Annotated in this window: 22 protein-coding genes and 1 tRNA gene; 10 read left to right on the top strand and 13 right to left on the bottom strand. The window is 68.2% G+C overall.

Going from position 1 to position 21,946, the window contains the following annotated elements; translation table 11 throughout:
* Positions 1 to 74: 74 nt before the first annotated feature.
* From oxlT to ACRWK7_RS10065, 6 genes are all read right to left on the bottom strand, one after another.
* Positions 75 to 1,400, bottom strand: coding sequence for an oxalate/formate MFS antiporter (gene oxlT / locus ACRWK7_RS10090; RefSeq protein WP_431856084.1), 1,326 nt, complete (start codon positions 1,398 to 1,400; stop codon positions 75 to 77).
* Positions 1,401 to 2,034: 634 nt separating this feature from the next.
* Positions 2,035 to 2,763: a Bax inhibitor-1/YccA family protein gene (locus ACRWK7_RS10085; protein ID WP_431856083.1), complete on the bottom strand. Its 729-nt coding sequence runs from the start codon at positions 2,761 to 2,763 to the stop codon at positions 2,035 to 2,037.
* A gap of 11 nt (positions 2,764 to 2,774) precedes the next feature.
* Complete coding sequence (locus tag ACRWK7_RS10080) at positions 2,775 to 3,575, bottom strand: anti-sigma factor family protein (RefSeq protein ID WP_431856082.1); 801 nt, start codon at positions 3,573 to 3,575, stop codon at positions 2,775 to 2,777.
* Positions 3,576 to 3,578: 3 nt separating this feature from the next.
* Complete coding sequence (locus ACRWK7_RS10075; protein ID WP_431856081.1) at positions 3,579 to 4,091, bottom strand: sigma-70 family RNA polymerase sigma factor; 513 nt, start codon at positions 4,089 to 4,091, stop codon at positions 3,579 to 3,581.
* Positions 4,092 to 4,398: 307 nt separating this feature from the next.
* Positions 4,399 to 4,484: transfer RNA gene (locus ACRWK7_RS10070), tRNA-Tyr, on the bottom strand.
* A gap of 83 nt (positions 4,485 to 4,567) precedes the next feature.
* Positions 4,568 to 5,473 (bottom strand): LysR substrate-binding domain-containing protein, encoded by a 906-nt coding sequence (locus ACRWK7_RS10065; RefSeq protein WP_431856080.1) that lies wholly within the window; start codon positions 5,471 to 5,473, stop codon positions 4,568 to 4,570.
* 161 nt (positions 5,474 to 5,634) lie between these two features.
* Here ACRWK7_RS10065 and ACRWK7_RS10060 point away from each other — a divergent pair, with 161 nt between their 5' ends.
* From ACRWK7_RS10060 to ACRWK7_RS10015, 10 genes are read left to right on the top strand one after another with little or no spacing between them, the layout of a single operon-like run.
* Positions 5,635 to 6,669, top strand: a complete 1,035-nt coding sequence (locus ACRWK7_RS10060) for an ABC transporter substrate-binding protein (protein ID WP_431856079.1) — start codon at positions 5,635 to 5,637, stop codon at positions 6,667 to 6,669.
* A 36-nt stretch (positions 6,670 to 6,705) separates the two neighbouring features.
* Positions 6,706 to 7,761, top strand: coding sequence for an ABC transporter ATP-binding protein (locus tag ACRWK7_RS10055; protein WP_431856078.1), 1,056 nt, complete (start codon positions 6,706 to 6,708; stop codon positions 7,759 to 7,761).
* Positions 7,758 to 8,684: an ABC transporter permease gene (locus tag ACRWK7_RS10050; protein ID WP_431856077.1), complete on the top strand. Its 927-nt coding sequence runs from the start codon at positions 7,758 to 7,760 to the stop codon at positions 8,682 to 8,684. The genes ACRWK7_RS10055 and ACRWK7_RS10050 overlap by 4 nt, the downstream gene beginning before the upstream one ends.
* A complete protein-coding gene (locus ACRWK7_RS10045) occupies positions 8,681 to 9,481 on the top strand; it encodes an ABC transporter permease (protein ID WP_431856076.1) in 801 nt (266 codons plus the stop codon). The genes ACRWK7_RS10050 and ACRWK7_RS10045 overlap by 4 nt, the downstream gene beginning before the upstream one ends.
* Before the next feature lie 8 nt (positions 9,482 to 9,489).
* Positions 9,490 to 10,620, top strand: a complete 1,131-nt coding sequence (locus ACRWK7_RS10040) for an NAD(P)/FAD-dependent oxidoreductase (RefSeq protein ID WP_431856075.1) — start codon at positions 9,490 to 9,492, stop codon at positions 10,618 to 10,620.
* Positions 10,601 to 10,897 (top strand): (2Fe-2S)-binding protein, encoded by a 297-nt coding sequence (locus ACRWK7_RS10035; protein WP_431856074.1) that lies wholly within the window; start codon positions 10,601 to 10,603, stop codon positions 10,895 to 10,897. The genes ACRWK7_RS10040 and ACRWK7_RS10035 overlap by 20 nt, the downstream gene beginning before the upstream one ends.
* Entirely contained in the window at positions 10,894 to 12,315 is a 1,422-nt protein-coding gene (locus ACRWK7_RS10030) for an NAD(P)/FAD-dependent oxidoreductase (RefSeq protein ID WP_431856073.1), read from the top strand. Before ACRWK7_RS10035 ends, ACRWK7_RS10030 begins: the two co-directional genes overlap by 4 nt.
* Positions 12,316 to 12,317: 2 nt before the next feature.
* On the top strand, positions 12,318 to 13,442 hold the full coding sequence (locus ACRWK7_RS10025; RefSeq protein ID WP_431856072.1) for an NAD(P)/FAD-dependent oxidoreductase: 1,125 nt from the start codon (positions 12,318 to 12,320) through the stop codon (positions 13,440 to 13,442).
* Positions 13,443 to 13,479: 37 nt separating this feature from the next.
* Positions 13,480 to 13,827: a RidA family protein gene (locus tag ACRWK7_RS10020; RefSeq protein ID WP_431856071.1), complete on the top strand. Its 348-nt coding sequence runs from the start codon at positions 13,480 to 13,482 to the stop codon at positions 13,825 to 13,827.
* Positions 13,828 to 13,869: 42 nt separating this feature from the next.
* Positions 13,870 to 14,217, top strand: coding sequence for a RidA family protein (locus tag ACRWK7_RS10015; protein ID WP_431856070.1), 348 nt, complete (start codon positions 13,870 to 13,872; stop codon positions 14,215 to 14,217).
* Between the two features lie 117 nt (positions 14,218 to 14,334).
* Here ACRWK7_RS10015 and ACRWK7_RS10010 read toward each other — a convergent pair whose 3' ends face one another.
* The 7 genes from ACRWK7_RS10010 to ftsE form a co-directional block, all read right to left on the bottom strand.
* Positions 14,335 to 16,002, bottom strand: a complete 1,668-nt coding sequence (locus ACRWK7_RS10010; protein WP_431856069.1) for a trypsin-like peptidase domain-containing protein — start codon at positions 16,000 to 16,002, stop codon at positions 14,335 to 14,337.
* A gap of 57 nt (positions 16,003 to 16,059) precedes the next feature.
* Entirely contained in the window at positions 16,060 to 16,257 is a 198-nt protein-coding gene (locus ACRWK7_RS10005) for a hypothetical protein (RefSeq protein WP_431856068.1), read from the bottom strand.
* 120 nt (positions 16,258 to 16,377) lie between these two features.
* Entirely contained in the window at positions 16,378 to 18,678 is a 2,301-nt protein-coding gene (locus ACRWK7_RS10000) for an adenosylcobalamin-dependent ribonucleoside-diphosphate reductase (RefSeq protein WP_431856067.1), read from the bottom strand.
* Between the two features lie 218 nt (positions 18,679 to 18,896).
* Positions 18,897 to 19,673, bottom strand: a complete 777-nt coding sequence (locus tag ACRWK7_RS09995) for a lysophospholipid acyltransferase family protein (RefSeq protein ID WP_431856066.1) — start codon at positions 19,671 to 19,673, stop codon at positions 18,897 to 18,899.
* 12 nt (positions 19,674 to 19,685) lie between these two features.
* Positions 19,686 to 20,330 (bottom strand): YdcF family protein, encoded by a 645-nt coding sequence (locus ACRWK7_RS09990; protein WP_431856065.1) that lies wholly within the window; start codon positions 20,328 to 20,330, stop codon positions 19,686 to 19,688.
* Positions 20,327 to 21,229 (bottom strand): cell division protein FtsX, encoded by a 903-nt coding sequence (locus tag ACRWK7_RS09985; RefSeq protein WP_431856064.1) that lies wholly within the window; start codon positions 21,227 to 21,229, stop codon positions 20,327 to 20,329. The genes ACRWK7_RS09990 and ACRWK7_RS09985 overlap by 4 nt, the downstream gene beginning before the upstream one ends.
* A gap of 8 nt (positions 21,230 to 21,237) precedes the next feature.
* Positions 21,238 to 21,918, bottom strand: a complete 681-nt coding sequence (gene ftsE / locus ACRWK7_RS09980) for a cell division ATP-binding protein FtsE (RefSeq protein ID WP_431856063.1) — start codon at positions 21,916 to 21,918, stop codon at positions 21,238 to 21,240.
* Between the last annotated feature and the right edge of the window lie 28 nt (positions 21,919 to 21,946).

The raw sequence follows: 21,946 nt of genomic DNA, 5'->3' as shown, positions 1-21,946 counted from the left end.
CCGTCATGTCGGGAGGACTCCCAAAAGGCAAAGGGGGAGCCGCGCGGCGGCTCCCCCGGTTCCGGTCGGTCCGCTCAGGCGGTGGCGCGAAGGCCGGTCGCCTGCTGCTGCTCCTCGAACAGCGCCCGGTTGCGGGCGTGGTGCTTGACCAGCATCGGCTTGAGCACGAAGAGCGCGCAAGCCGCGGCGGTCAGGTCCATGGCCGCCGTGACGTACAGCACGGTCGCCCAGGTGCCGGTGGCCTCCATCAGCAGGTTGCCCAGCGGGACCAGCAGGGCGGCGACGCCCTTGGCGCAGTACAGGACGCCGTAGATCTTGCCGGCGTGCTTGGTGCCGAAGGTGTCCGCCGAGGTCGCGCTGAACAGGCTGTACACCTCGCCCCAGGCCAGGAAGACCATGCCGCTGAGGATCAGGAACATCATCGGATCGTGGCCGAAGCGGCTCAGCATGATGATGCCCAGGCCTTCCAGCGTGAAGGCGACGAACATGGTCGCCTCGCGGCCGATGTGGTCGGAGATGAAGCCGAACAGCGGGCGCGAGATGCCGTTCATGATGCGGTCGAGCATCAGCGCGAAGGGCAGGGCGGCCATGGTGATGCCGAGGATGCTGACCGGAGTCTCCTTGACGCCGAGGTCATGCGCGATCACGCCCAGCTGCGCCACGGCCATCAGGCCGCCGGTCACCGTGCAGATGAACATCAGCTGCATCACCCAGAACACCGGGGTGCGCAGCGCCTCGGCCAGGGTGTAGTCGCGGCGGCTCTGCGCGACCTTGTCGGACAGCTTGACCTCCTCCTTGGCCGGGGTGCGCAGGAACCAGGCGGCCAGGAAGATGATGGCGCCCTGCAGCAGGCCGAAGAAGAAGAAGGTGGACTGGTAGCCGCTGGAGTGGATCATGCTGGAGATCGGCAGGATCGTCAGGGCGGAGCCGGCACCGTAGCCGCCGGCGGTCAGGCCGACCGCGAGGCCGCGCTTGTCCGGGAACCACTTCAGCGCGTTGTTGACGCAGGTGGCGTAGACGCAGCCGACGCCGACGCCGCCGATGGCCGAGCCGACATACAGCATCGTCAGCGTGGAGGCGTAGCTGTCGACGATCCACGAGAGGCCGGTGAACAGACCGCCGAACGCGACGATGACGCGCGGACCGTAGCGGTCGATGAAATAGCCTTCGATGGGCGTCAGCCACGTCTGCACGACGACGAAGATCGTGAAGGCGGTCTGGATCGAGGCGCGGGTCCAGCCGTGCGTCTGCTGGATCTCCGGAACGAACAGCGTCCATGCGTATTGGATGTTGGCGGCGGCCACCATACAAACAATACCAGCGACGATCTGCATCCAGCGGACCTTATCCGATGGCCGGGCCGCGCCTCCCAGGGGTGCGCCCGCAGTCGTTTCGCTCATTTGCTCCCTCCCAATGCAATGTTCGAAGCATCTGGCGCGGCCGTTTCACCGGCCGGGGGTCGTTGTCGCTCGCTTTTTTGCCTGGGCGTTGGGCCCTTGTTCTCTCCGGGGCAGAAGCAAGTCTGCTCTGGTGGCCGGCTTTGGCATGCCGAATTTGGTGCATGGTATACCAGAGCCAAGTGTAAAGTACAAGCCCGTAGTTGGGGAAAAAATTGGGGTTATGACTCAAGTGGTGTGCGCGGCGGGCAGGGACAGTGCGGCGATGGCTTGTTGAAGTCGGAATAAACGTGAGTCTCGCTGACGTATATAACCGCCGTATTTACACGAAAAATGGCCGCGCTCATGCGTGAGCGCGGCCACGAGTGGTCTTCTCGCTTCAAAGGTAGACTCGAATACACGCGGTAAATTCAAGGGAGGCCGATCGCCCCGGTGACTCCCCTGAACAGCTGAGTGCCAATCCGACTCCGTCAGCGCATCCAACTGTCCGGTATACGAACCGCATGCGTCCGTAATCCCGGGGGTGCGAAAAATTTTTGGATTGGCGGGAACCCGGCGGGGCCCTGACAGAATCATGGCCGGGACGAGCCCGGCCATGATGCGACGAAGGGGAAGGGAGCGGGGCCTTCGTCGGGGGCTATTCCTCGCGCTGGCCGAGCAGCTGCAGCAGCATCTGGAACAGGTTGATGAAGTTCAGGTAGAGCGACAGCGCGCCCATCACGGCCAGCTTGCCGTTGGCCTCGTGGCCGTAGCTCTCGGCGTATTCTTCCTTGATGCGCTGGGTGTCGTAGGCGGTCAGGCCGGTGAAGACCAGCACGCCGATGACCGAGATGGCGAACTGCAGCGCGGTCGAGCCGACGAAGATGTTGACGAAGCCGGCGATGACGATGCCCAGCAGGCCCATCATCAGGAAGGCGCCCATCTTCGACAGGTCGGCCTTGGTGGTGTAGCCGTACAGGCTCATGCCGGCGAACATCGCGGCGGTGATGAAGAACACCCGCGCCACGCTGGCCCCGGTGAACACCAGGAAGACCGAGGCCATGGACAGGCCCATGACCGCACAGAAGGCCCAGAAGGTGGCTTGCAGCGCGCCCAGCGACATGCTCTGGAAGCGCCAGGACAGGACCATGATGAAGGCCAGCGGTGCCAGCATCACCACCCACTTCAGCGGCGTCGTGAAGATCGGCACGTACAGGGCCGGCATGCTGGCGACCAGGAAGGCCACCCCGCCGGTGACGGCCAGGCCCAGCATCATGAAGTTGTAGACCCGCAGCATGTGCTGCCGCAGGCCGGCGTCGAACGCCGCCTGGTCGATGGTGCGGGCGTAGCCGTACTGCTGCGGCTGGTCAGGATACTGATTCCACATGGACGTCTCGTTCACTGTGTCAGGAAGGAATCGAACCAGGAGAAGTGCGCCGACTCCGCGTAGGACAGCAGGTCGGCGAAGGGGATGTCGCCGGACAGCGCGTAGACGTGGTGCCCCTGCCGCCAGTAGGCGACGGAGACACCCTCGATGCTGGCGACCTCCAGGGCGGAGACGGCGAACCGCGGATCCTCGGCGGCGAACAGGGTGACGCGCCGCGATTCCCGCGTCGTGTAGTCGACCTGCACCGCGGCCCGGCCGTCCCAGGGGATGATCCGCGTCGCCAGCGGCCGCAGCTCCCGGGGAAAGGTCGGGATGGCCAGCGTGGTGCCGGACGGCTGCGAGGCGAGGCGGGCGAGGTGCGGGACCTCCTCCGGCGGCCGGCTGGCCAGCGCGGTGCCCGGAGCTTCGGCCTTGCGGTACGCTTCGGCCGCCTCGCTGGCGAAGGCGGGCACGGCGTGCGCCGCCGCCGCCGGGTCGGCCAGGATGTCGCCGAACAGCTCGTGCGCCGACCAGCCGATGCCGATGAACAGCACCGCGGCGGCGGCGGCGCGCAGGGTGGGGTGGGCGCGCGGCGGGCGAGGCTTCGGCGCCGGCAGGGGAATCACCGCCGCCGCGGGTTCCGTTTCGGCGTCGGGCGGCGCATCCTCCATGAGGAACAGCCGGATCTCGTCGCGCTGCCGCATGTCCTGCATGACCCGCGCGGCAAGCTCCGGGTTCTCCTGCAGATACGCCTCCACGGCGACCCGGCGCGCGACGTCCAACTGGCCATCGACGTAGGCGAGCAGATCCTCCTCGGAGATTTCGGTCGACATCGCTTACCTCACCACTCGCAAACCGGCGCCGGCCGCAGCCTTCTCGGCGGCCGAGCGGCCGGTGGCCGCGCGCAACGCCGCGCGGGCGCGCCCCAGGCGGGACATCAGGGTCCCCATGGGAATCCCGAGGCAATCCGCCGCATCCCGATAGCTCACTCCTTCGATCGCCACCAGCACCAACACCTCGCGCTGCTCCTCCGGCAGGTCCATCAACGCCCGCATGGTCTGGCCGAGATCGACGCCGTCGGTCTGCGGCGGCGCGTGCGAGCCGGCCGACTGTGCGGCCACGACTCCCTCGGCCTCGCGCTCCGTCCTCTGGCGGCGGATCCGCGACACGTGGGTGTTGTGGACGATGGACAGCAGCCATTTGCGCAGGTCGCCGCCGGCACGCCAAGTGTGCGCACCCTCCAGCGCGCGCAGGAGCGACTCCTGCACGAGATCCTCGGCGCGCTCGCCGTCGCGAGTCAGCACCAGCGCGTAACGGCGCAACACACCCAGATGCTTCGAAAAATCCATTCGCCCCGTTCTTCCCCACCCCTGACCAGTATACGACGACGGCCGCGGCTTAATCCCGCTTCCGGCGAAAAAATGCATCGGCCCCGCGGGGCCGGCGTGAAGCGAAGCCAGTGAACAATGGATGCGTTGGATTGATGGCAATCAAACAGTTTTGGCGGTTGTAATCACGTCGCCAAGTCGAATGCAAACGGCACGCTTCTGGTATTTGGTGCGCCAATCCATCGTCTTCTCCAACGGAGCGATGGGATTCGGCGATATCGCCCGATTGGCGGCCGGCGGCTCGGCCCACGCCGCGGCGCGTGCCTGTTGGTGGAAGGGGTAGGATTCGAACCTACGTACGCTGACGCGGGCAGATTTACAGTCTGCTGCCTTTAACCACTCGGCCACCCTTCCGGCCAGGGGCGCGAGACATAGCCGCTCAGCGGTGCCGCCGTCAAGCCGGCGCTGCAGCATGATGGCGGGAAAATGCATGGCCCTCACGTGTTCGCGTCGAGACTGAATGCGGCGACCGCGTCGCGGAACTCCGTCAGGAAGTCCTGAGCGAGCGTCGACAAGGACCGCTGCGCCGACGTCAGCACCGCCATGTCGATGTAGATGGCCGGGTCGAAGGGGCGGATCACGACGCCGCGGCCCTGGTACTCCTGGGCGGTGAACGGGTCGACGATGGCGACGCCGCTTCCTTCCGCGACCATGGCACAGGCGATCATGGTCAACTGCGTCTCGACCCGCTGTTTTCGGCTGACATCGTGATTGGCGAACGTCGCGTCGATGCGGTAGCGCAGCAACGTCGACTGACCCAGCGAAATGAACGGCTCATCGACGAAGTCCTGCGGCACGAGGCGGGCCTTTTCCGCCAGCCGGTGGCCGCTCGGCACCACGGCGACCGCGGCGACTGCCGGCAGCTTCTCGCTCAGCACGGTGGCATGCTCCACCGGCGTCTGCCCGAACCCGAGTTCGCACTGCCCCGCCGCGACCCAGTCGAGAACCACTGTAGAACTGCTGCCCCACAGCGTGACGTCGACGCGCGGGCGCGGCTCCAGGAATCGCGCGACGAAGCGCGGCAGGAAGCCGATGGCCAGCGCCGGCATGGCGGCGACGCGCAGCGTGCCGGCGCGGCGCGCGTGCAGGTCGCGCGCCCGCTGCTCGATCCGGTCCAGCCCCACGAAGGAGCGCTCCACCTCCTGGTACAGCGACTGCGCCTCGCTGGTCGGCATGATCCGCGAGCCGCGGCGCTCGAACAGCGTCAGCTTGAGCGCGTGCTGCAGGTCGGTGATCAGGCGGCTCACCGCCGGCTGCGAGACGTTGAGCAACTCGGCGGCCGAGGTGATGCCGCCGGTCAGCATGACCGCGCGGAAGGCCTCGATCTGGCGTGGGTTGAGCATCGGCGTAGGTCCGTCCGCTGGCTGGGGCTGGAAGAACATAACATTTTCGCATGACGGCCCCCAGTAATTCGATTTGACGGTTATAGGTACGTGACCACAGCATTCGCACACAACACATCGCGCCTCGCGGGGCGCCGGGACAACGGAAGGGAGGCAGAGGAATGCGGTATGCGGTTTACGGCCTGATGATGACCGCCGCCATGTGGTGCGGAGCGGCCCAGGCGCAGCAGAAGACCCTGTACGTCGCCGCCTACGGCGGCTCCTTCGAGCAGACCATGCGCAAGGACGTCATTCCCGCCTTCGAGCAGAAGCACGGCGTGAAGGTGGAGTACGTCGCGGGCAACTCGACCGACAACCTTGCCAAGCTGCAGGCGCAGAAGGGCAACCAGCAGATCGACGTGGTCATCCTCGACGACGGCCCGATGTATCAGGCGGTGGCGCTCGGCTTCTGCGGCGACCTCGCCAAGGCGCCGGTGTACGACGACCTCTACGATCTGGCGAAGATCCCCTCCAACAAGGCGGTCAACTTCGGCGCCGTCGGCACCGGCATCGTCTACAACAAGAAGGTCTTCGACGAGAACGGCTGGCCGGCACCCACCTCGTGGAAGGACATCGAGGATCCCAAGTTCAAGAAGAAGCTGGTCGTCCCGCCGATCAACAACTCCTACGGCCTGCATGCGCTGGTGATGATGGCGCGCCTGAACGGCGGCGGCGAGAAGAACATCGAGCCCGGCTTCAAGGAATTCCGCGACAAGGTCAACCCGAACGTCCTCGTCTACGAGCCGTCGCCCGGCAAGATGACCGAGCTGTTCCAGAGCGGGCAGGCGCTGGTCGCGGTGTGGGGCTCGGGCCGCGCCAAGGCGCTGGCCGACACCGGCTTCCCGGCCGCCTTCACCTATCCGAAGGAGGGCGGAGTCGTGCTGGCCTCGGCGGCCTGCCCGATCGCCGGCACCGCCAAGGCGGCGGAGGCACAGGCGTTCGTCCAGCACATGCTGGCCCCCGAGGTGCAGACCGCGCTCGCCACCGGCGCCGGCTTCGGCCCGGTCAACAAGACGGTGAAGCTGGCGCCGGAGCAGCAGGTCGGCCTGCCCTACGGGCCGGAGCAGATGGGCAAGCTGCTGGTGGTCGATTGGGACACCATCAACGCCAACCGCGAGGCCTGGAACAAGCGCTGGACCCGCGAGATCGAGCGCTGACGCGGGCGCCCGGGGCGCGGAGTGGGAGACGGAACGATGCCATACCTGGTTCTCGACAAACTGACCAAGCGGTTCGGGCACTGGACGGCGGTCGATGAGCTGTCGCTGACGGTGGAGAAGGGGGAGCTGATCTCCCTGCTCGGCCCGTCCGGCTGCGGCAAGACGACCACGCTGCAGATGATCGCCGGCTTCCTCGACCCGACCTCGGGCCGGGTGACGCTGGACGGCGCCGACCTGCTGGCGAAGAAGCCGAGCCAGCGCGGCCTCGGCATCGTCTTCCAGAGCTACGCCCTGTTTCCGCACATGACCGCGGCGGAGAACGTCGCCTTCGGGCTGGAGATGCGCGGCATCTCCCGCGCCGAGCGCGACCGCCGGGTGGCGGAGGCGCTTGCTCTGGTCGGGCTCGGCGCCTTCGGCGACCGCTATCCCCGGCGGATGTCCGGCGGACAGCAGCAGCGCGTGGCGCTCGCCCGCGCGCTGGTCATCGAGCCGAGCCTGCTGCTGCTCGACGAGCCGCTGTCCAACCTCGACGCCAAGATGCGCGAGGAGATGCAGGTCGAGCTGCGGCGTATCCAGCGCCGCGTCGGCACCACCATGATCCTGGTCACCCACGACCAGGCCGAGGCGATGGCGCTGTCCGACCGCGTGGTCGTCATGAACAAGGGCCGGGTCGAGCAGGTCGCCGCCCCGCAGGAGGCCTACGACCGCCCGGCCAGCGCCTTCGTCGCCAACTTCCTCGGCCGCACCAACCTGCTGCAGGGCGTCGTCCGGCATGAGGGCGGCGCGCCCGAGGTCGTCGTCGCCGGCGCCCGCTGGCCGGTCGGCGCCGAGGTGCCGGCCGGTCCCGGCGTCGTCACCGTCCGCCCGGAGAAGATCGTCTTCGTGCCGGAGGGTGTCCCTGGCGTGGTGCAGGCCCGCGTGTTCCAGGGCACGCAGTGGCTGTTCGAGGTGACGACGGAGGCCGGCCCGCTGACCGTCATCCGCCAGCACGACGGCCAGCCGCTGCCGTCCGAGAGCGAGCGCGTCAGCCTCGGCTGGCGGACCGAGGACATGCGCGTGATGGCGGGGACCGCCGGGGCGGGTGCGCCGTGACGGCGGTACCGAACGCCGGCGTGGCGCCGGCTGATCCCGCGGGCACCGCCGCGCCGCCGGCCGCGGCCGCGCCCCGGCTGTGGGCGCCCTACCTGCTGAGCCTGCCGGCGCTGATGCTGTTCGGCGGGCTGCTGGTGGTGCCGCTGGCGATGACGGTGCTGCTGTCGCTGAACAGCTTCGGCTTCTACACCGGCATCCAGGACGTCTGGCAGTTCGGCAACTACCTCGACATCCTGACCGACGGGTATTTCCACGAGGTCTTCCTCCGCACCTTCCGCATCGCCGTGTCGGTGACGCTGCTGTCGGCCGTGCTGGGTGCGCCGGAGGCCTATGTCCTGCGCCGCATGAACACGCCCTGGCGCGGCATCTGCCTGCTGATCGTGCTGGGGCCGCTGCTGATCTCGGTGGTCTCGCGCACGCTGGGCTGGGCGCTGCTGTTCGGCTCCACCGGGCTGATCAACCAGGGACTGATGGCGGTCGGCGTGATCGCCACGCCCATCGAGTTCATGTACACCGAGACCGGCGTGGTCATCGCGCTGACCCACGTGCTGGTGCCGTTCATGGTGCTGTCCGTGTGGGCCTCGCTGCAGCGCATCGATCCGCAGGTGGAGAACGCCGCGGTGTCGCTGGGCGCCGGCCCGTTCACCGTGCTGCGCCGGGTCGTGCTGCCCCAGGTGGTTCCCGGCATCCTGTCCGGCTCGATCATCGTCTTCGCGCTGGCGGCCAGCGCCTTCGCCACCCCGGCGATCATCGGCGGCCGGCGGCTCAAGGTGGCGGCGACGCTCGCCTACGACGAGTTCCTCAACACGCTGAACTGGCCCCTCGGCGCCGCGGTCGCGGTGCTGCTGCTGCTCGCCAACATCCTGATCATCGTCGGCTGCAACCGGCTGGTCGAACGTCGCTACAAGCAGGTGTTCGAATGACCCGCAACGGCCCCCTCGCCCTGACCTTCCACGTGCTGTTCCTGGGCTTTCTGCTGGCGCCCATCCTGGTCGTCTGCGTCGTCGCCTTCACACCCGAAGGTTATCTGTCGCTGCCGACGCGCGGGCCGTCGCTGCGCTGGTTCGCGGCGATCGGCAACAACCCGGAGTTCGTGCGCGCCTTCCGCGACAGCCTGCTGCTCGGCTCCGTCTCCTCGACGCTGGCGATCGCCGTCTCGATCCCGGCGGCGCTGGCCATCGCCCGCCACCGCTTCCCCGGCCGCGAGGCGATCACCGCGCTGTTCCTGTCGCCGCTGATGGTGCCGCACATCGTGCTGGGCATCGCCTTCCTGCGCTTCTTCACGCAGATCGGGCTGGGCGGCACCTTCGCCGGACTGGTGCTGAGCCACGTCATCATCATCCTGCCCTTCGCGTTGCGCCTCATCCTGGCCGCCTCCACCGGCATGGACCGCGCGGTCGAGAACGCCGCCATGTCGCTGGGCGCGTCGTCCTGGACCACGTTCCGCCGGGTCACGCTGCCGCTGATCCTGCCGGGCGTGGCGAGCGGCTGGGTGCTGGCCTTCATCAACAGCTTCGACGAGGTGACGATGACCGTCTTCATCGCCTCGCCGGAGACGACGACGCTGCCGGTGCGGCTCTTCCTCTACATCCAGGACAACATCGACCCGCTGGTGGCGGCGGTGTCGGCCGCGCTGATCTTCCTGACGGTCGGCGCGATGCTGGTCCTCGACCGCCTGTACGGGCTTGAGCGGCTGCTGGTCGGCCGCGGACAGGAGTGACGATCACCATGTCGCAACAACGGGGATCCGAGTACGACGTCGCCGTGGTCGGCGGCGGGCTGGTCGGGTCGGCGACCGCCTGGGGCCTCGCGCGCCTCGGCCAGAAGGTCGCGCTGCTGGACGAGGGGGACGTCGCCGTCCGCCCGTCGCGCGGCAACTTCGCGCTGGTCTGGGTGCAGGGCAAGGGCCTGGGCATGCCGGAATACGCCGGCTGGACCAAGCGCTCCGCCGACGGCTGGACCGAATTCGCCACGCTGCTGCGCGACCAGACCGGCATCGACGTCGCCTACGACCGGCCGGGCGGCTTCTACCCCGCGCTGTCCGAGGCGGAGCTGGAGGCGCGCGCCCAGCAGTTGCAGCGGCTGCACAACCAGCCGGGCGTGGTCCGCTACGACTACGAGATCCTCGACCGCGCGGCGCTGAAGAAGGAGCTACCCTTCATCGGGCCGGACGTCGCGGGGGCCAGTTACTGTCCGCTCGACGGGCACTGCAACTCGCTGCGGCTGCTGCGGGCGCTGCACGCCGGGCTTCAGCGTTCCGGCGTCGCCTATCTGCCGAACCGGCGGGTTGAGCGGATCGAGGCACGCGACGGCGGCTTCCGTCTGGTGACCGGGGCCGGCGAGGTTGGCGTGGGCAAGGTCGTGCTCGCCGCCGGCCACGACAACGTCCGCCTCGCCCCGATGGTCGGCCTGGAGGCGCCGGTGCGGCCGGAGCGCGGCCACATCATCGTCACCGAGAAGACCATGCCCTTCCTGCGCCACCCGGTCGGCTTCATCCGCCAGACCGACGAGGGCGGGGTGATGATCGGCGATTCCTTCGAGGACGCCGGCCTCGACGTCGGGGTGCGGGTCGGCGTCGTCTCCACCATCGCCGAGCGGGCGGTGCGCATCTTCCCGCTGCTCGGCCAGCTCAACGTCGTGCGGACCTGGGCGGCGCAGCGGGTGATGAGCCGCGACGGCTTCCCGATCTACGAACAATCGGCGACGGCGCCCGGCGCCTTCCTCGCCACCTGCCACAGCGGCGTCACCCTCGCCGCCAACCACGCCCTGGCGCTGGCGCCGCACATCGCGGCCGGCCGCCTGCCCCAGGACTTCGACGTCTTCAGCGCCCGGAGGTTCCATGTTCCAGAGGCTGCCTAACGCCGCGGCGGCGCGCGTGCCCTTCACCATCGACGGCCGCCCGGCCGAGGCGCAGGCCGGCGACAGCATCGCCGCGGCGCTGCTGGCGAACGGCGTGCAGACCTGCCGGGCCACGCCGGTGTCCGGCGCGCCGCGCGCGCCCTACTGCATGATGGGCGTGTGCTTCGACTGCCTGGTGACCATCGACGGCATCGGCAACCGGCAGGGCTGCCAAGTGCGGCTGGAGCCGGGGATGCGCGTCGAGACCCAGAACGGCAAGCGGGAGATCGGGCTGTGAGCGCGACGAAGGACCAGTACGACCTCGCGGTCATCGGCGCCGGCCCGGCCGGCCTCGCCGCCGCGACCCTGGCGGCCGAGCGCGGCCTCGCCACCGTGCTGCTCGACGAGCAGGAGGCGCCCGGCGGCCAGATCTACCGGGCGATCACCCGCACGCCGCTGCGCAACCCCGCGGTCCTCGGCCCCGACTACTGGCATGGCGCCGAGCTGACCGGCCCGTTCCGCGACAGCGGCGCCGACCACCTGCCCGGCACCACCGTGTGGAGCGTGTCGCGCGACCTGGAGATCGGCCTGTCGCGCCAGGGCGCGGCGCGGATCCTGCCGGTGAAGCACGTCATCCTCGCCACCGGTGCGCTGGAGCGGCCGTTCCCCATCCCCGGCTGGACGCTGCCGGGCGTGATGGGCGCCGGGGCGGCGCAGATCCTGCTGAAGACCTCCGGGCTGGTGGCGCAGGGCAACGTGGTGCTGGCCGGCAGCGGGCCGCTGCTCTGGCTGCTGGCGTGGCAGTACCTGCGCGCCGGCGCCCGCATCGACGCCATCCTCGACACCACGCCGCGGGAGAACTGGCGCGCGGCCCTGCCGCAGCTCGGCGCCTTCCTGCGCTCCGGCTACGTCGGCAAGGGTGTGCGGCTGCTGTTCGAGGTCCGCCGCAAGGTCAAGGTCTACGGCGGTGTGAGCGAACTGAAGGCGCTCGGCGACGGGCGCGTGCAGATGGTCAGCTTCCGCCAGGGCGACGGCGCGGAGCGGCGGCTGCCGGCCGACACGCTGCTGCTGCACCAGGGGGTGATCCCGAACATCAACCTCGCCAACGCCATCGGCTGCGCCCAGGCCTGGGACGAGACGCAGCGATGCTGGACGCCGCAGGTCGACGCGTGGGGCGCCACCACGGTGCCGGGCGTGGCCATCGCCGGCGACGGCGCGGGCATCGCTGGCGCGCTGGCGGCCGAGCACCGCGGTCGGCTGGCCGCGCTCGACGCGCTGCTGCGCCTCGGCCGCATCGGCCGGGACGAGCGCGACCGCAGCGCCGCCCCGCACCGCGAGGCGCTGGAGCGGGCGCAGCAGGGCCGCACCTTCCTCGACACGCTGTACAGCCCGGCCAAGCCGTTCCGCGTGCCGGAGGACGACACCATCGTCTGCCGCTGCGAGGAGGTGACGGCGGGGCAGGTGCGTGAGGCGGTCGCGCTCGGCTGCAGTGGCCCGAACCAAGCCAAGTCGTTCCTGCGCTGCGGCATGGGGCCGTGCCAGGGCCGGCTGTGCGGCCCGACGGTGACGGAGGTGATCGCGGATGCGCGCGGCGTGTCGCCGGCCGAGGTCGGCTACTACCGCCTGCGCCCGCCAGTGAAGCCGATCACCCTGGCCGAGCTGGCCTCGCTGCCGAAGAGCGAGGCCGACGTCGCCGCCGTGCTGGGCCGGCACTGACCATGGCGCACCCCGACGCCATCGTCATCGGCGGCGGCCTGCACGGCTGCTCCGCCGCGCTTCACCTCGCGCGGCGCGGCGTGCGGGCGCTGGTGCTGGAGAAGGACCACGTCGGCCGGCACGCCTCGGGCGTGAACGCCGGAGGGGTCCGTCAGCTCGGCCGCCACGTGGCGGAGATCCCGCTGTCGGTCGCCGCCATGGCGCTCTGGCACCGCATCGCCGAGCTGGTGGACGACGACTGCGGATTCGAGAGCCACGGCCAGATCAAGGTTGCCGAGAACGAGGCCGAGCTGGCGGCCGGGTATGACCGTGTCGCGCAGCTCAACGCCCTCGGCTTCACGCACGAGGAGGTGATCGATCAGGCGGAACTGCGCCGCCTGGTGCCGGCCATCGCCGACCATTGCGTGGGCGCCGTGGCCTCGCGCGGCGACGGCGCGGCGCTGCCGTACCGCACCACGCTCGCCTTCAAGCGTAAGGCCGAGAGCCTGGGTGCCCGCTTCGCCGATGGTGCGGCGGTGGCCCGCGTCGCGCGCGCCGGGAGCGGCTGGCGCGTCGAGACCGCGGCGGGCGAGGCGCACGAGGCGCCGGTGCTGGTCAACTGCGCCGGCGCCTGGGCCGACCGCGTTGCGGCGCAGCTCGGCGAGCCGGCGCCGCTGGAACCGATGGCGCTGATGCTGATGATCACCGCCCGCATGCCGGCTTTCGTCAAGCCGGTGGTCGGGGCGACCGGACGGACGCTGTCGTTCAAGCAGTTCTCCAACGGCACGGTGCTGATCGGCGGCGGCATGCGCGGGCGCGTCTGGCGCGACGAGAACCGCACCGACCTCGATTTCGCCAACCTGTCGATCAACGCGCGGACGGTCTGGGACCTGTTCCCGATCATGCGCAGCGCCACGGTCGTGCGGGCCTGGGCCGGCATCGAGGGGCGGATGCCCGACGACATCCCGGTGATCGGCCCGAGCGCCACCGAGCCCGGCGCCTTCCACGCCTTCGGCTTCTCGGCGCACGGGTTCCAGCTTGGCCCGATCGTCGGGCGGATCCTTGCCGACCTGATCGTCGACGGCCGCACCGACCTGCCCATCGAGCCCTTCCGCATCCAGCGCTTCCGCCAGATGGCGGAGGCCTGACCATCCTCGTTCCACTTCGTCCTTCAGGAGAGCGTCCGTGCCCATCCAGCGCTTCCACCCCGGCCCGCGCATGAGCGAGATGGTCGTGCACAACGACACCGTCTATCTCGCCGGCCAGATCGCCGACGACGGCTCGACCGACGTGGAGTCGCAGACCCGCGATGTGCTGCGCCAGATCGACGCCCTGCTGGCCGAGGCCGGCAGCGACAAGAGCCGGCTGCTCACCGCCACCGTCTATCTGGCCGACATCGGCACCTTCGCGGCCATGAACCGGGCGTGGGACGAGTGGGTGGACCGAGCCAACCCGCCGGCCCGCGCAACGGTCGAGGCGCGCCTCGCCGCGCCCGAGTACCTCGTTGAAATCCAGGTCGTGGCGGCGCGCTGAGCGCCGTCCGTTTCTCCACCCTGCAAACTTTGGGAGTCTTCCGTGGTCAAGCGCATTGAAAAGACCAAGATCATGCACCGCGCCGTCGAGCACAACGGCATCGTCTTCCTCGGCGGCATCATCGCCGACGACGTGAGCGTCGGCATGGGCGGCCAGACGCAGCAGATCTGCAAGAAGCTCGACGCGGTGCTGGCCATGGCCGGCACCGACAAGACGAAGCTGCTGTCGGCACAGCTCTACATCACCGACATGGCGCAGAAGGAAGACATGAACGCCGCGTGGCTGGAGTGGCTGGACGGCAACGACCTGCCGGCGCGCGCCACCATCGGGGTGGCCGACCTCGGCAGCCCGTCGATCCTCATCGAGGTCGTGGTGACCGCCGCGGCCTGACGCCGGCCCGGACGAGCCCCGCGCCTCGCGGGGCTCGTCCCAAGGCGGTTCCCCGTTCTCTTCTCGGGATGCAATGCGGCTTCGGCTACACCAGCGCGAGCGTCTTCTGAAACCTGTTCAGGTGATGATTGGAAAGACGGTGTACGTGACGGCCGCCGCGGCCGTCACGCTTTGAAAATCGCTAAAGGCAGTGAACGTTCTGATCAGCCCTACATTGACATCTCCGGTGTAGACTGGAGTTGCCTCGTATATGTTCAGGGCATTGCTTGCGTCGCTAAACACCATGAACTCTTTCAGTCCATCCTTGTCGATGTCGCTTACGCCAATAATTCGTTCCATGATATTGCTGCCAAGGCCCGAGATCACAAAACCGTTGTCAAAGGTCCCGTCTCGGTTGGTGTCAGTCCAGATTGCCTTTTCACCCGTCAACGTGTTCTGCCACAGGATCTCGTCGCCCAAGATCCCGTTGACGTCCGCTGCTCCGGCCACTTCCCATCCCTGCTTCTTCATCTGGATTTGGACGCGCGCGTCGGTCACGGCACCTGATGAGTTGATGGACCAAGTCGCCCCGTAGCCGGACCCGACGCCGTTTACGGTATCCAGGCCGAAGAAAAATATTTCTGGGGTCCCGTCTCCGGACACATCGACGACCGTTCCCACCTTCCAGCCCTTCTTCAAGGTCGCTGGCACACCCGAAATATCCCTGCCGTTAACCTGCACCTTTGACGACAACGTGCCACGGTTCGGATCATTGATGTCCGTTATTATGACTTGTTGGATGCTCAAGCTCACGCTGCCCACGACGGCGGTAAGTCCCGTCGGCGTGTTTTGCGGAGAGACAAGATTGCCCACGACCATCCGGTCATCGAACTGCAAGCGTTCGACGTTCGTCAGCGAGTCAATGCCCTCAGGGCCGGTGACCACGATGGCGCTGCCAGACCGGGTGATGCCATAGTCAGAGCGCCTTCCAGAGAAGTACACCGTGTCGCAACCGGCGCCTCCATCGATGAGATCGTTGCCGGAGCCGCCGATGATGGTGTCGTCGCCAGAAAATCCGTAAATAGTATCGTTGCCTGATGTCCCAAGGAGTCTTTCACTGGCGCTCGTTCCGGCGATGGGCGCTGGCGTTGTCGGTGTGATCGGGGTATTCTCGACGATAATGCTGTCGTTGTCCTTCATCCAGGAAACGAGATCATTCCATTCCCCGTCAATGCGATCCGCCCAAGACGTTGTGGAAACCACGCCCACAACGTAATCGCTGGAGTCAAGCAATGGGCCGCCGCTGCTGCCTGGTGCGTGATAGATGGACGAGATATCGTAGACAGGATTGGTTCCGAGTACGGACGCGTACCCTGAATCGGAAACCATTCTACCGTTCTGCTCGCCAGGGTATCCTGCAACCTCATAGTACCCAGCAGCACTATTGCTTTTCATGCCGAGCCAGCCCAGCGTGTCTCCGAGTGGCTTGGACGTTCCAATGACGGCCATATCCCACTGCGAACCACTTTGATAGAGGCCGCCATCAAATGAATAAGCAATGGTATAATAATTAGTTGTCCACGCACCAGCGTCAAACGCTGTCGTATAATTTCCTTGGTTGTAACCAAAATAGATGTTGATGTTCTCTGCTCGTTTTCCTGGTTTATAGACGACGTGCGATGCTGTTAATATGTCGTTTCGGCCGACGAGCGCGCCAGAGCCTTGCGTCCACGTTCCATCGCTCCATTTCACGTTGATGTACGCGATCCGGTTGTATGGAGTGGAGTTTAGGCTCGGGTAGATCATTGAAAGCCCTCCCGTCGAGTGCGGACTGTTATACCTCGAAAGAAGGGAGGCGCGCACTCACACGGACGGATGACTGCGCGCCAAAGATGTCGTAGCGATCAGGTGATCTCGTTTGGCGATGGATTGTGTTGGATCGTGGATGCAGCGGCGCAGGAAGGGGGCAAGGGTCGCCTTGGGCGTGCCCTTCCCGGGCAGTGCGAACATCAGGGTGCATGCCAAGGCGGCGGGCGTGTCGAAAATGGGGATCTGGAGCACGGCGGGGCATGCGTAAAGCGCTGGGGCGCTCTCGTTGTGGCACGACAACCAGCAGAGCTGCGCCCTCGGCGCACGACCGGCGATCCCGCACAGACAGTGGGTCCTAACACAACTTCCGCTTCAAGGACCGCACTTCGAGTAGCCGCACTCCGGGCAGAGGTCGCAGCCCTCCTGGCGGATCAGGCCGGGCTGGCCGCACTTCGGACACTGCATGGCGCGCGGCGTGTCGCCGCCAGGCACCGGGCCGCCGGCCACCTTGCGCAGGGCGCCGGCGGTCAGCCCCTCGTCCTCGGCGGGCAGGAAGCCGGTGGCCTTCATGTGCTTCTCGATGACATCGCCGATGGCGGCGAGCAGCGAGGGCACGTAGCGCCCCTGCATCCAGGCGCCGCCTCGGGGGTCGAACACCGCCTTCAGCTCCTCGACCACGAAGCTGATGTCGCCGCCGCGCCGGAACACCGCCGAGATCATGCGCGTCAGCGCCACCGTCCAGGCGTAGTGCTCCATGTTCTTGGAGTTGATGAACACCTCGAACGGCCGCCGCCGGCCGGCTTCGACGATGTCGTTGATGGTGATGTACATGGCGTGGTCGCTGTCCGGCCAGCGCACCTTGTAGGTCTCGCCGGGCAGCGATTCCGGCCGGTCGAGCGGCTTGGTCATGTAGTGCACGACGCCGCCGGGATCGGCCGGGAGCGGCGCTGACGCAGGGGCTGCGGGCTTCGCCTCCTCCTTCTTCACGCTCAGCACCGCTCCGGTCACCGGGTTCGGGCGGTAGGTGGTGCAGCCCTTGCAACCCAATGCGTAGGCCTGCCGGTAGACGTCCTTGAACGCCTCGAAGGGCAGGTCCTCCGGGCAATTGATGGTCTTGGAGATCGAGCTGTCGACGTATTTCTGCGCCGCCGCCTGCATGACGACGTGCTCGCTCGGCGTCAGCGACTGCGAGTCCACGAACCAGTCGGGCAGCGGCGCCTCCGCGCCGAAGCGCTCGCGGAACAGGCGGTAGGCGTGGTCGCTGACTTCTTCCGCCTTTCGCGTGCCGTCGGGCATCAGCACCGAGCGCTCGTAGGTGTAGGAGAACACCGGCTCGATACCCGAGGAGATGTTGTCGGCGAACAGCGAGATGGTGCCGGTCGGCGCAATGGAGGTGAGCAGCGCGTTGCGGATGCCGTTCGCTTCGATGAGCGCCCGCACGTCGGCGTCGAGCGCCTGCACCATCGGGGCGGCGAGGTACTTGTCCCTGTCGAAGAGTGGAAAGGCGCCCTTCTCCCCCGCCAGTTCGGCCGAGGCGCGGTAGGCCTCGTTCTGCACCACCGACAGCCAATGCTCGGTCAGCGCCACCGCCTGCTGGCTGCCGTAGCGCACCCGGCAGAGGATCAGCGCGTCGGCCAGTCCGGTGACGCCCAATCCGATGCGCCGCTTGGCCTGCGCCTCGTTCTGTTGTTCCGGAAGCGGAAAGCGCGAGGCGTCCACCACGTCGTCCATCATGCGCACGGCGGTGGCGACCAGCGTCTTCAGGCGCGGCATGTCGAGGTGCGCCGACTCGCCGAACGGATCCCGCACCAGACTCGCCAGATTGATCGAGCCGAGCAGGCAGGCGCCGTAGGGGGGCAGCGGCTGCTCGCCGCACGGGTTGGTCGCGGAAATCTCCTCGACGTAGCTCAGGTTGTTCAGCGCGTTGATGCGATCGATGAAGATGACGCCCGGCTCGGCGTAGGCGTAGGTGGCGCGCATGATGCGGTCCCACAGCTCGCGGGCGCGCACCTCGCGGTAGACCGTGCCGTTGAACACCAGCGGCCATGGCCGGTCGGCGTCCACCGCCTCCATGAAGGCGTCGGTCACCAGCACCGACAGGTTGAACATGCGCAGGCGGCCGGGCTCGCGCTTGGCCTCGATGAAGGCTTCGATGTCCGGGTGGTCGCAGCGCAGAGTCGCCATCATCGCGCCGCGCCGGGTGCCGGCCGACATGATGGTGCGGCACATGGAATCCCAGACATCCATGAAGGACAGCGGCCCCGACGCGTCGGCGCCGACCCCGCGCACCGGTGCCCCCTTGGGACGCAGCGTCGAGAAGTCGTAGCCGATGCCGCCGCCCTGCTGCATCGTCAGCGCCGCCTCGCGCAGGTGCGCGAAGATGGCGCCCAGGTCGTCAGGCACGGTGCCCATGACGAAGCAGTTGAACAGCGTCACCGAGCGCCCGGTGCCCGCCCCGGCGACGATGCGGCCGGCCGGCAGGAACTGGAAGCCGGACAGCGCCTCATGGAATACCGGTTCCCACCGTGCCGGGTCCGATTCACAGGCCGCCAGCGCCTTGGCGACGCGCACCCAGGTGTCTTCGATGGTTTTGTCCACAGGCTCGCCGGCCGGTGTCTTGAGGCGGTACTTCATGTCCCAGATCTGCTGGGAAATGGCGGCGATACCGGACATGGGCCCTCCCGATGCGGCCGGATCCTTGCTCCACCGGGCGGATGGTCAAGGGGAATTTCGAGGAATTCCAAATATTTGTACGCAGTCCCAGCAAGTGTAGGGACGGACCGTGGTGGGGGCAAGCCGTGGCGTGGCGGCCACGCTGTCCGGCGCGATCGTCGCGGGCGCATCTGTTCCCTTGACGGGCCGATTGCCCACACTTTTATCCACAGAGTTACTCAGGAAGTGGTGGACGCCATGGCGTTTGCGGGTTCCTGCCGCGGCCGCGTGGTCGGCGGACCCCCGGCGGCGACCACGAGTCGGTCGCTGGCGTCCTCCAGCCTGGTCTCCAGTTCCCGCATCAGCTGGGCACGGGACAGGCCCGGTGCGATGGAGGGGAGGATCTCGACCACGATGGTGCCCGGCTTCTTGAGGAAGCTGCGGCGCGGCCAATACAGGCCGGAGTTGAGCGCCACCGGCACGACCGGCAGCTTCAGCTCGTCGTACAGCACGCCGACGCCGATGCGGTAGCCTACGTAGCGGCCCGGCGCCACCCGCGTGCCCTGGGGGAAGATGACGATGGGCCGGCCGTCGGCCACGACCGGCCTGGAGTTCTCGATCATCGACGTGAGCGCCCGGCCGCGCGCGCCGCGGTCGACGGCGATCATCCGCGACTTCTTGGCGTACCAGCCCCAGGTCGGGATCCAGGTCAGCTCACGCTTCAGGATCACCGCCGGATCGCCGAAGATCAGGTGCAGCTTCATCGTCTCCCACGCCGACTGGTGCTTGGCGGCGATGATGAAGGACCCTTCGGCCGGCAGGTTCTCACGCCCGCGCACCTCGTAGCGCAGGCCGAGGAAGGCGCGCTCCATCCAGGCGATAGAGCTCAGGTACCAGCGCACCACGGCCATCATCTGGTCGCGCGGCAGCAGCAGCATCCACATCAGGCCGACGCACATCAGCGCGGTCCAGAGGACGAAGGCGGTGTTGAAGAGGAGCGAGCGGAGAAAGATCATCGGCGGAAACTGTCAGGAATCGAGGGCTTTCTCAAGCTGGTAGCGCAGCAGCGCCACCAGATATTTGTTGTACTCGGTGGCCAGCAGGTTGGCGGTGCCGGGCCAGCGCCACCACTCCGCGAGGTGCACGTTGGCCGGCGCCACCGCGTGCGGCACCACCGCGATGTGGGGCGCCGCCATGGCGAACTCCAGCAGGCTGCGCCGCATGTGGTAGTTGGCGGTGACGAGGCGCAGCGACGTATACCCCTGCTCCTCCATCCAATCGGCCGTCTCGAAGGCGTTGCCCACGGTGTCGGCGGCGGCGTAGCCGAGGACGATGCAGCACTCCACCTTGTCCGGCGACAGCTGCGACAGGCTCAGCAGCTCCTTCACGTCGACGCTGGAGTAGACGCCGGAGACGAACAGCTTCTTGGCCAGCCCGGCTTTCAGCAGGTCCAACCCGGTGGACAGCCGGCCGCTGCCGCCGGTCAGCACGACGATGGCGTCGGTGTGCTCCAGCGACTCGAGGGCGGCGGTGCCCGGCGGCTCGCGCGCGATGGTGCCGGCGAACCACACCAGGCCTCCGGCCCATGCCGTGGCCAGCAGCAGCGCCAGGACCACCACCCGGCCGAGCGTGCGCGCGACGCGGTCGCGCCGGCGGCGCAGCGCCGGGCTCACGGCATGGTCTCCAGCGTGCGCATCACCGTCCAGCGCGCGGTCAGCACCGCCAGCGCGCAGGCGATCAGCGGCACCAGCGCCAGCGCCGCCCACTGTCCGATGCTGAGCGACGCGTCGGGCAGCAGGCTGGCGCGCAGGGACCCGGCGGCGCGGGCGACGACGAACAGCGTCAGCGCCGCCAACCCCAACCCGCAGGCGCCGCCGCGCAGGCACAGGCCCAGCACGTGCGCTTCGAACTGCCGCGAGACGTAGCGGTCGGGCGCGCCCATCAGGTGCAGCAGTTCCACCACGTTGCGGTGGATGGCGAGGCCGGCCCTCACCGCAAACACCACCGACGCCACCGCGGCGGCGCCGACCAGCAGCACGATGACGGCGGCGGCCAGCTCGACCGAGCCGGCGAAGGCGCGCAGGTCGGCCAACCATGCCGCGTGGTCGTCCAGCGTCACCCCCGGCACCGCGGACAGGCGGCTTTGCAGCGCCGCCACATCGACCGGGCCGGAGGCCACCACGTCGACCAGCGTCGGCACCGGCAGCATCGGGTCCTTGGCGCCCTCGCGGCCCAGCCAGGGTTCCAGCAGGTGCGCCACCTGTTCCTGCGACAGCGCGGCAGCGCTGCGGACGCCGGGCGTGCCGCGCAGGATGGCCAACGTCTTCTCCAGCCGCTCGGCCAGCGGCGTCGCGCCAGGACCGGACAGCGGCACCACCTGCACCGTCATGCCGCCGGCCAGCCCGCTGTCCCAGCGCCGCGCCATGTCCGACACCACCAGCGCGCCGGCCAGCGCCAATGCCGCCAGATACACCATCACCGCGGTGATCAGCAGCAGGAAGCGCGCCGTCGGGTCCTTGGCGAGCGGCAGGTCGAAGCGCTTTCGGAAGGGCAGGGTGGGCAAGGCGGCCATGGCGGTCCTCACACCCAGCTCGACGCCGGCTGGTGCAGTACGTGCAGCCGCCCGTTCTCCAGGTGCAGGCGGGGGTGCTCGAAGCGGCGGATCAGCGTCTCGTTGTGGGTGGCGATCACCACGGTGGCGCCCAGCTTGTGCATCTCCTCGAACAGGTAGAGCAGGCGCATGCCGATTCCGTCATCGACGTTGCCGGTGGGCTCGTCGGCCAGCAGCAGGCGCGGGCGGTTGATGACGGCGCGGGCGATGGCGACGCGCTGCTGCTGGCCGCCCGAAAGGATCGACGGCTTGGCGTCCAGGTGGTTGCCGAGCCCCACCCATTTCAGCAGTTCGGTGCAGTGCTCCACCACCTCGGTCTCGCCGGCTCCCGCCATGCGCAGCGGCAGCGCCACGTTGTCGAGCGCCGAAAGGTGGCCGAGCAGCGCAAAGTCCTGGAACACCACGCCGATCTGCCGGCGCAGCTCCGGCAGGTCCTCGCGCTTCAGGCGGGCGATGTCCTGCCCGAACACCGAGATCAGCCCGCGCGACGGGCGGTGCGCCAAGTACATCAGCTTCAGCAGCGACGACTTGCCGGCCCCGCTCGCCCCCGTCAGGAAGTGGAAGGAGCCGGGCATCAGCGTGAAGGAGATGTCGCGCAGCACCTCCGGTCCGGTGCCGTAGCGCAGGCCGACGTTCTCGAAACGAATCACGTGTGCGCACCGTGCGGTTGAGCAGCAC

It is taken from the genome of Azospirillum sp. (assembly GCF_050789165.1).
Note: the sequence above shows the minus strand (reverse complement) of the source record. Positions and strands in the feature narration are given on the sequence as shown.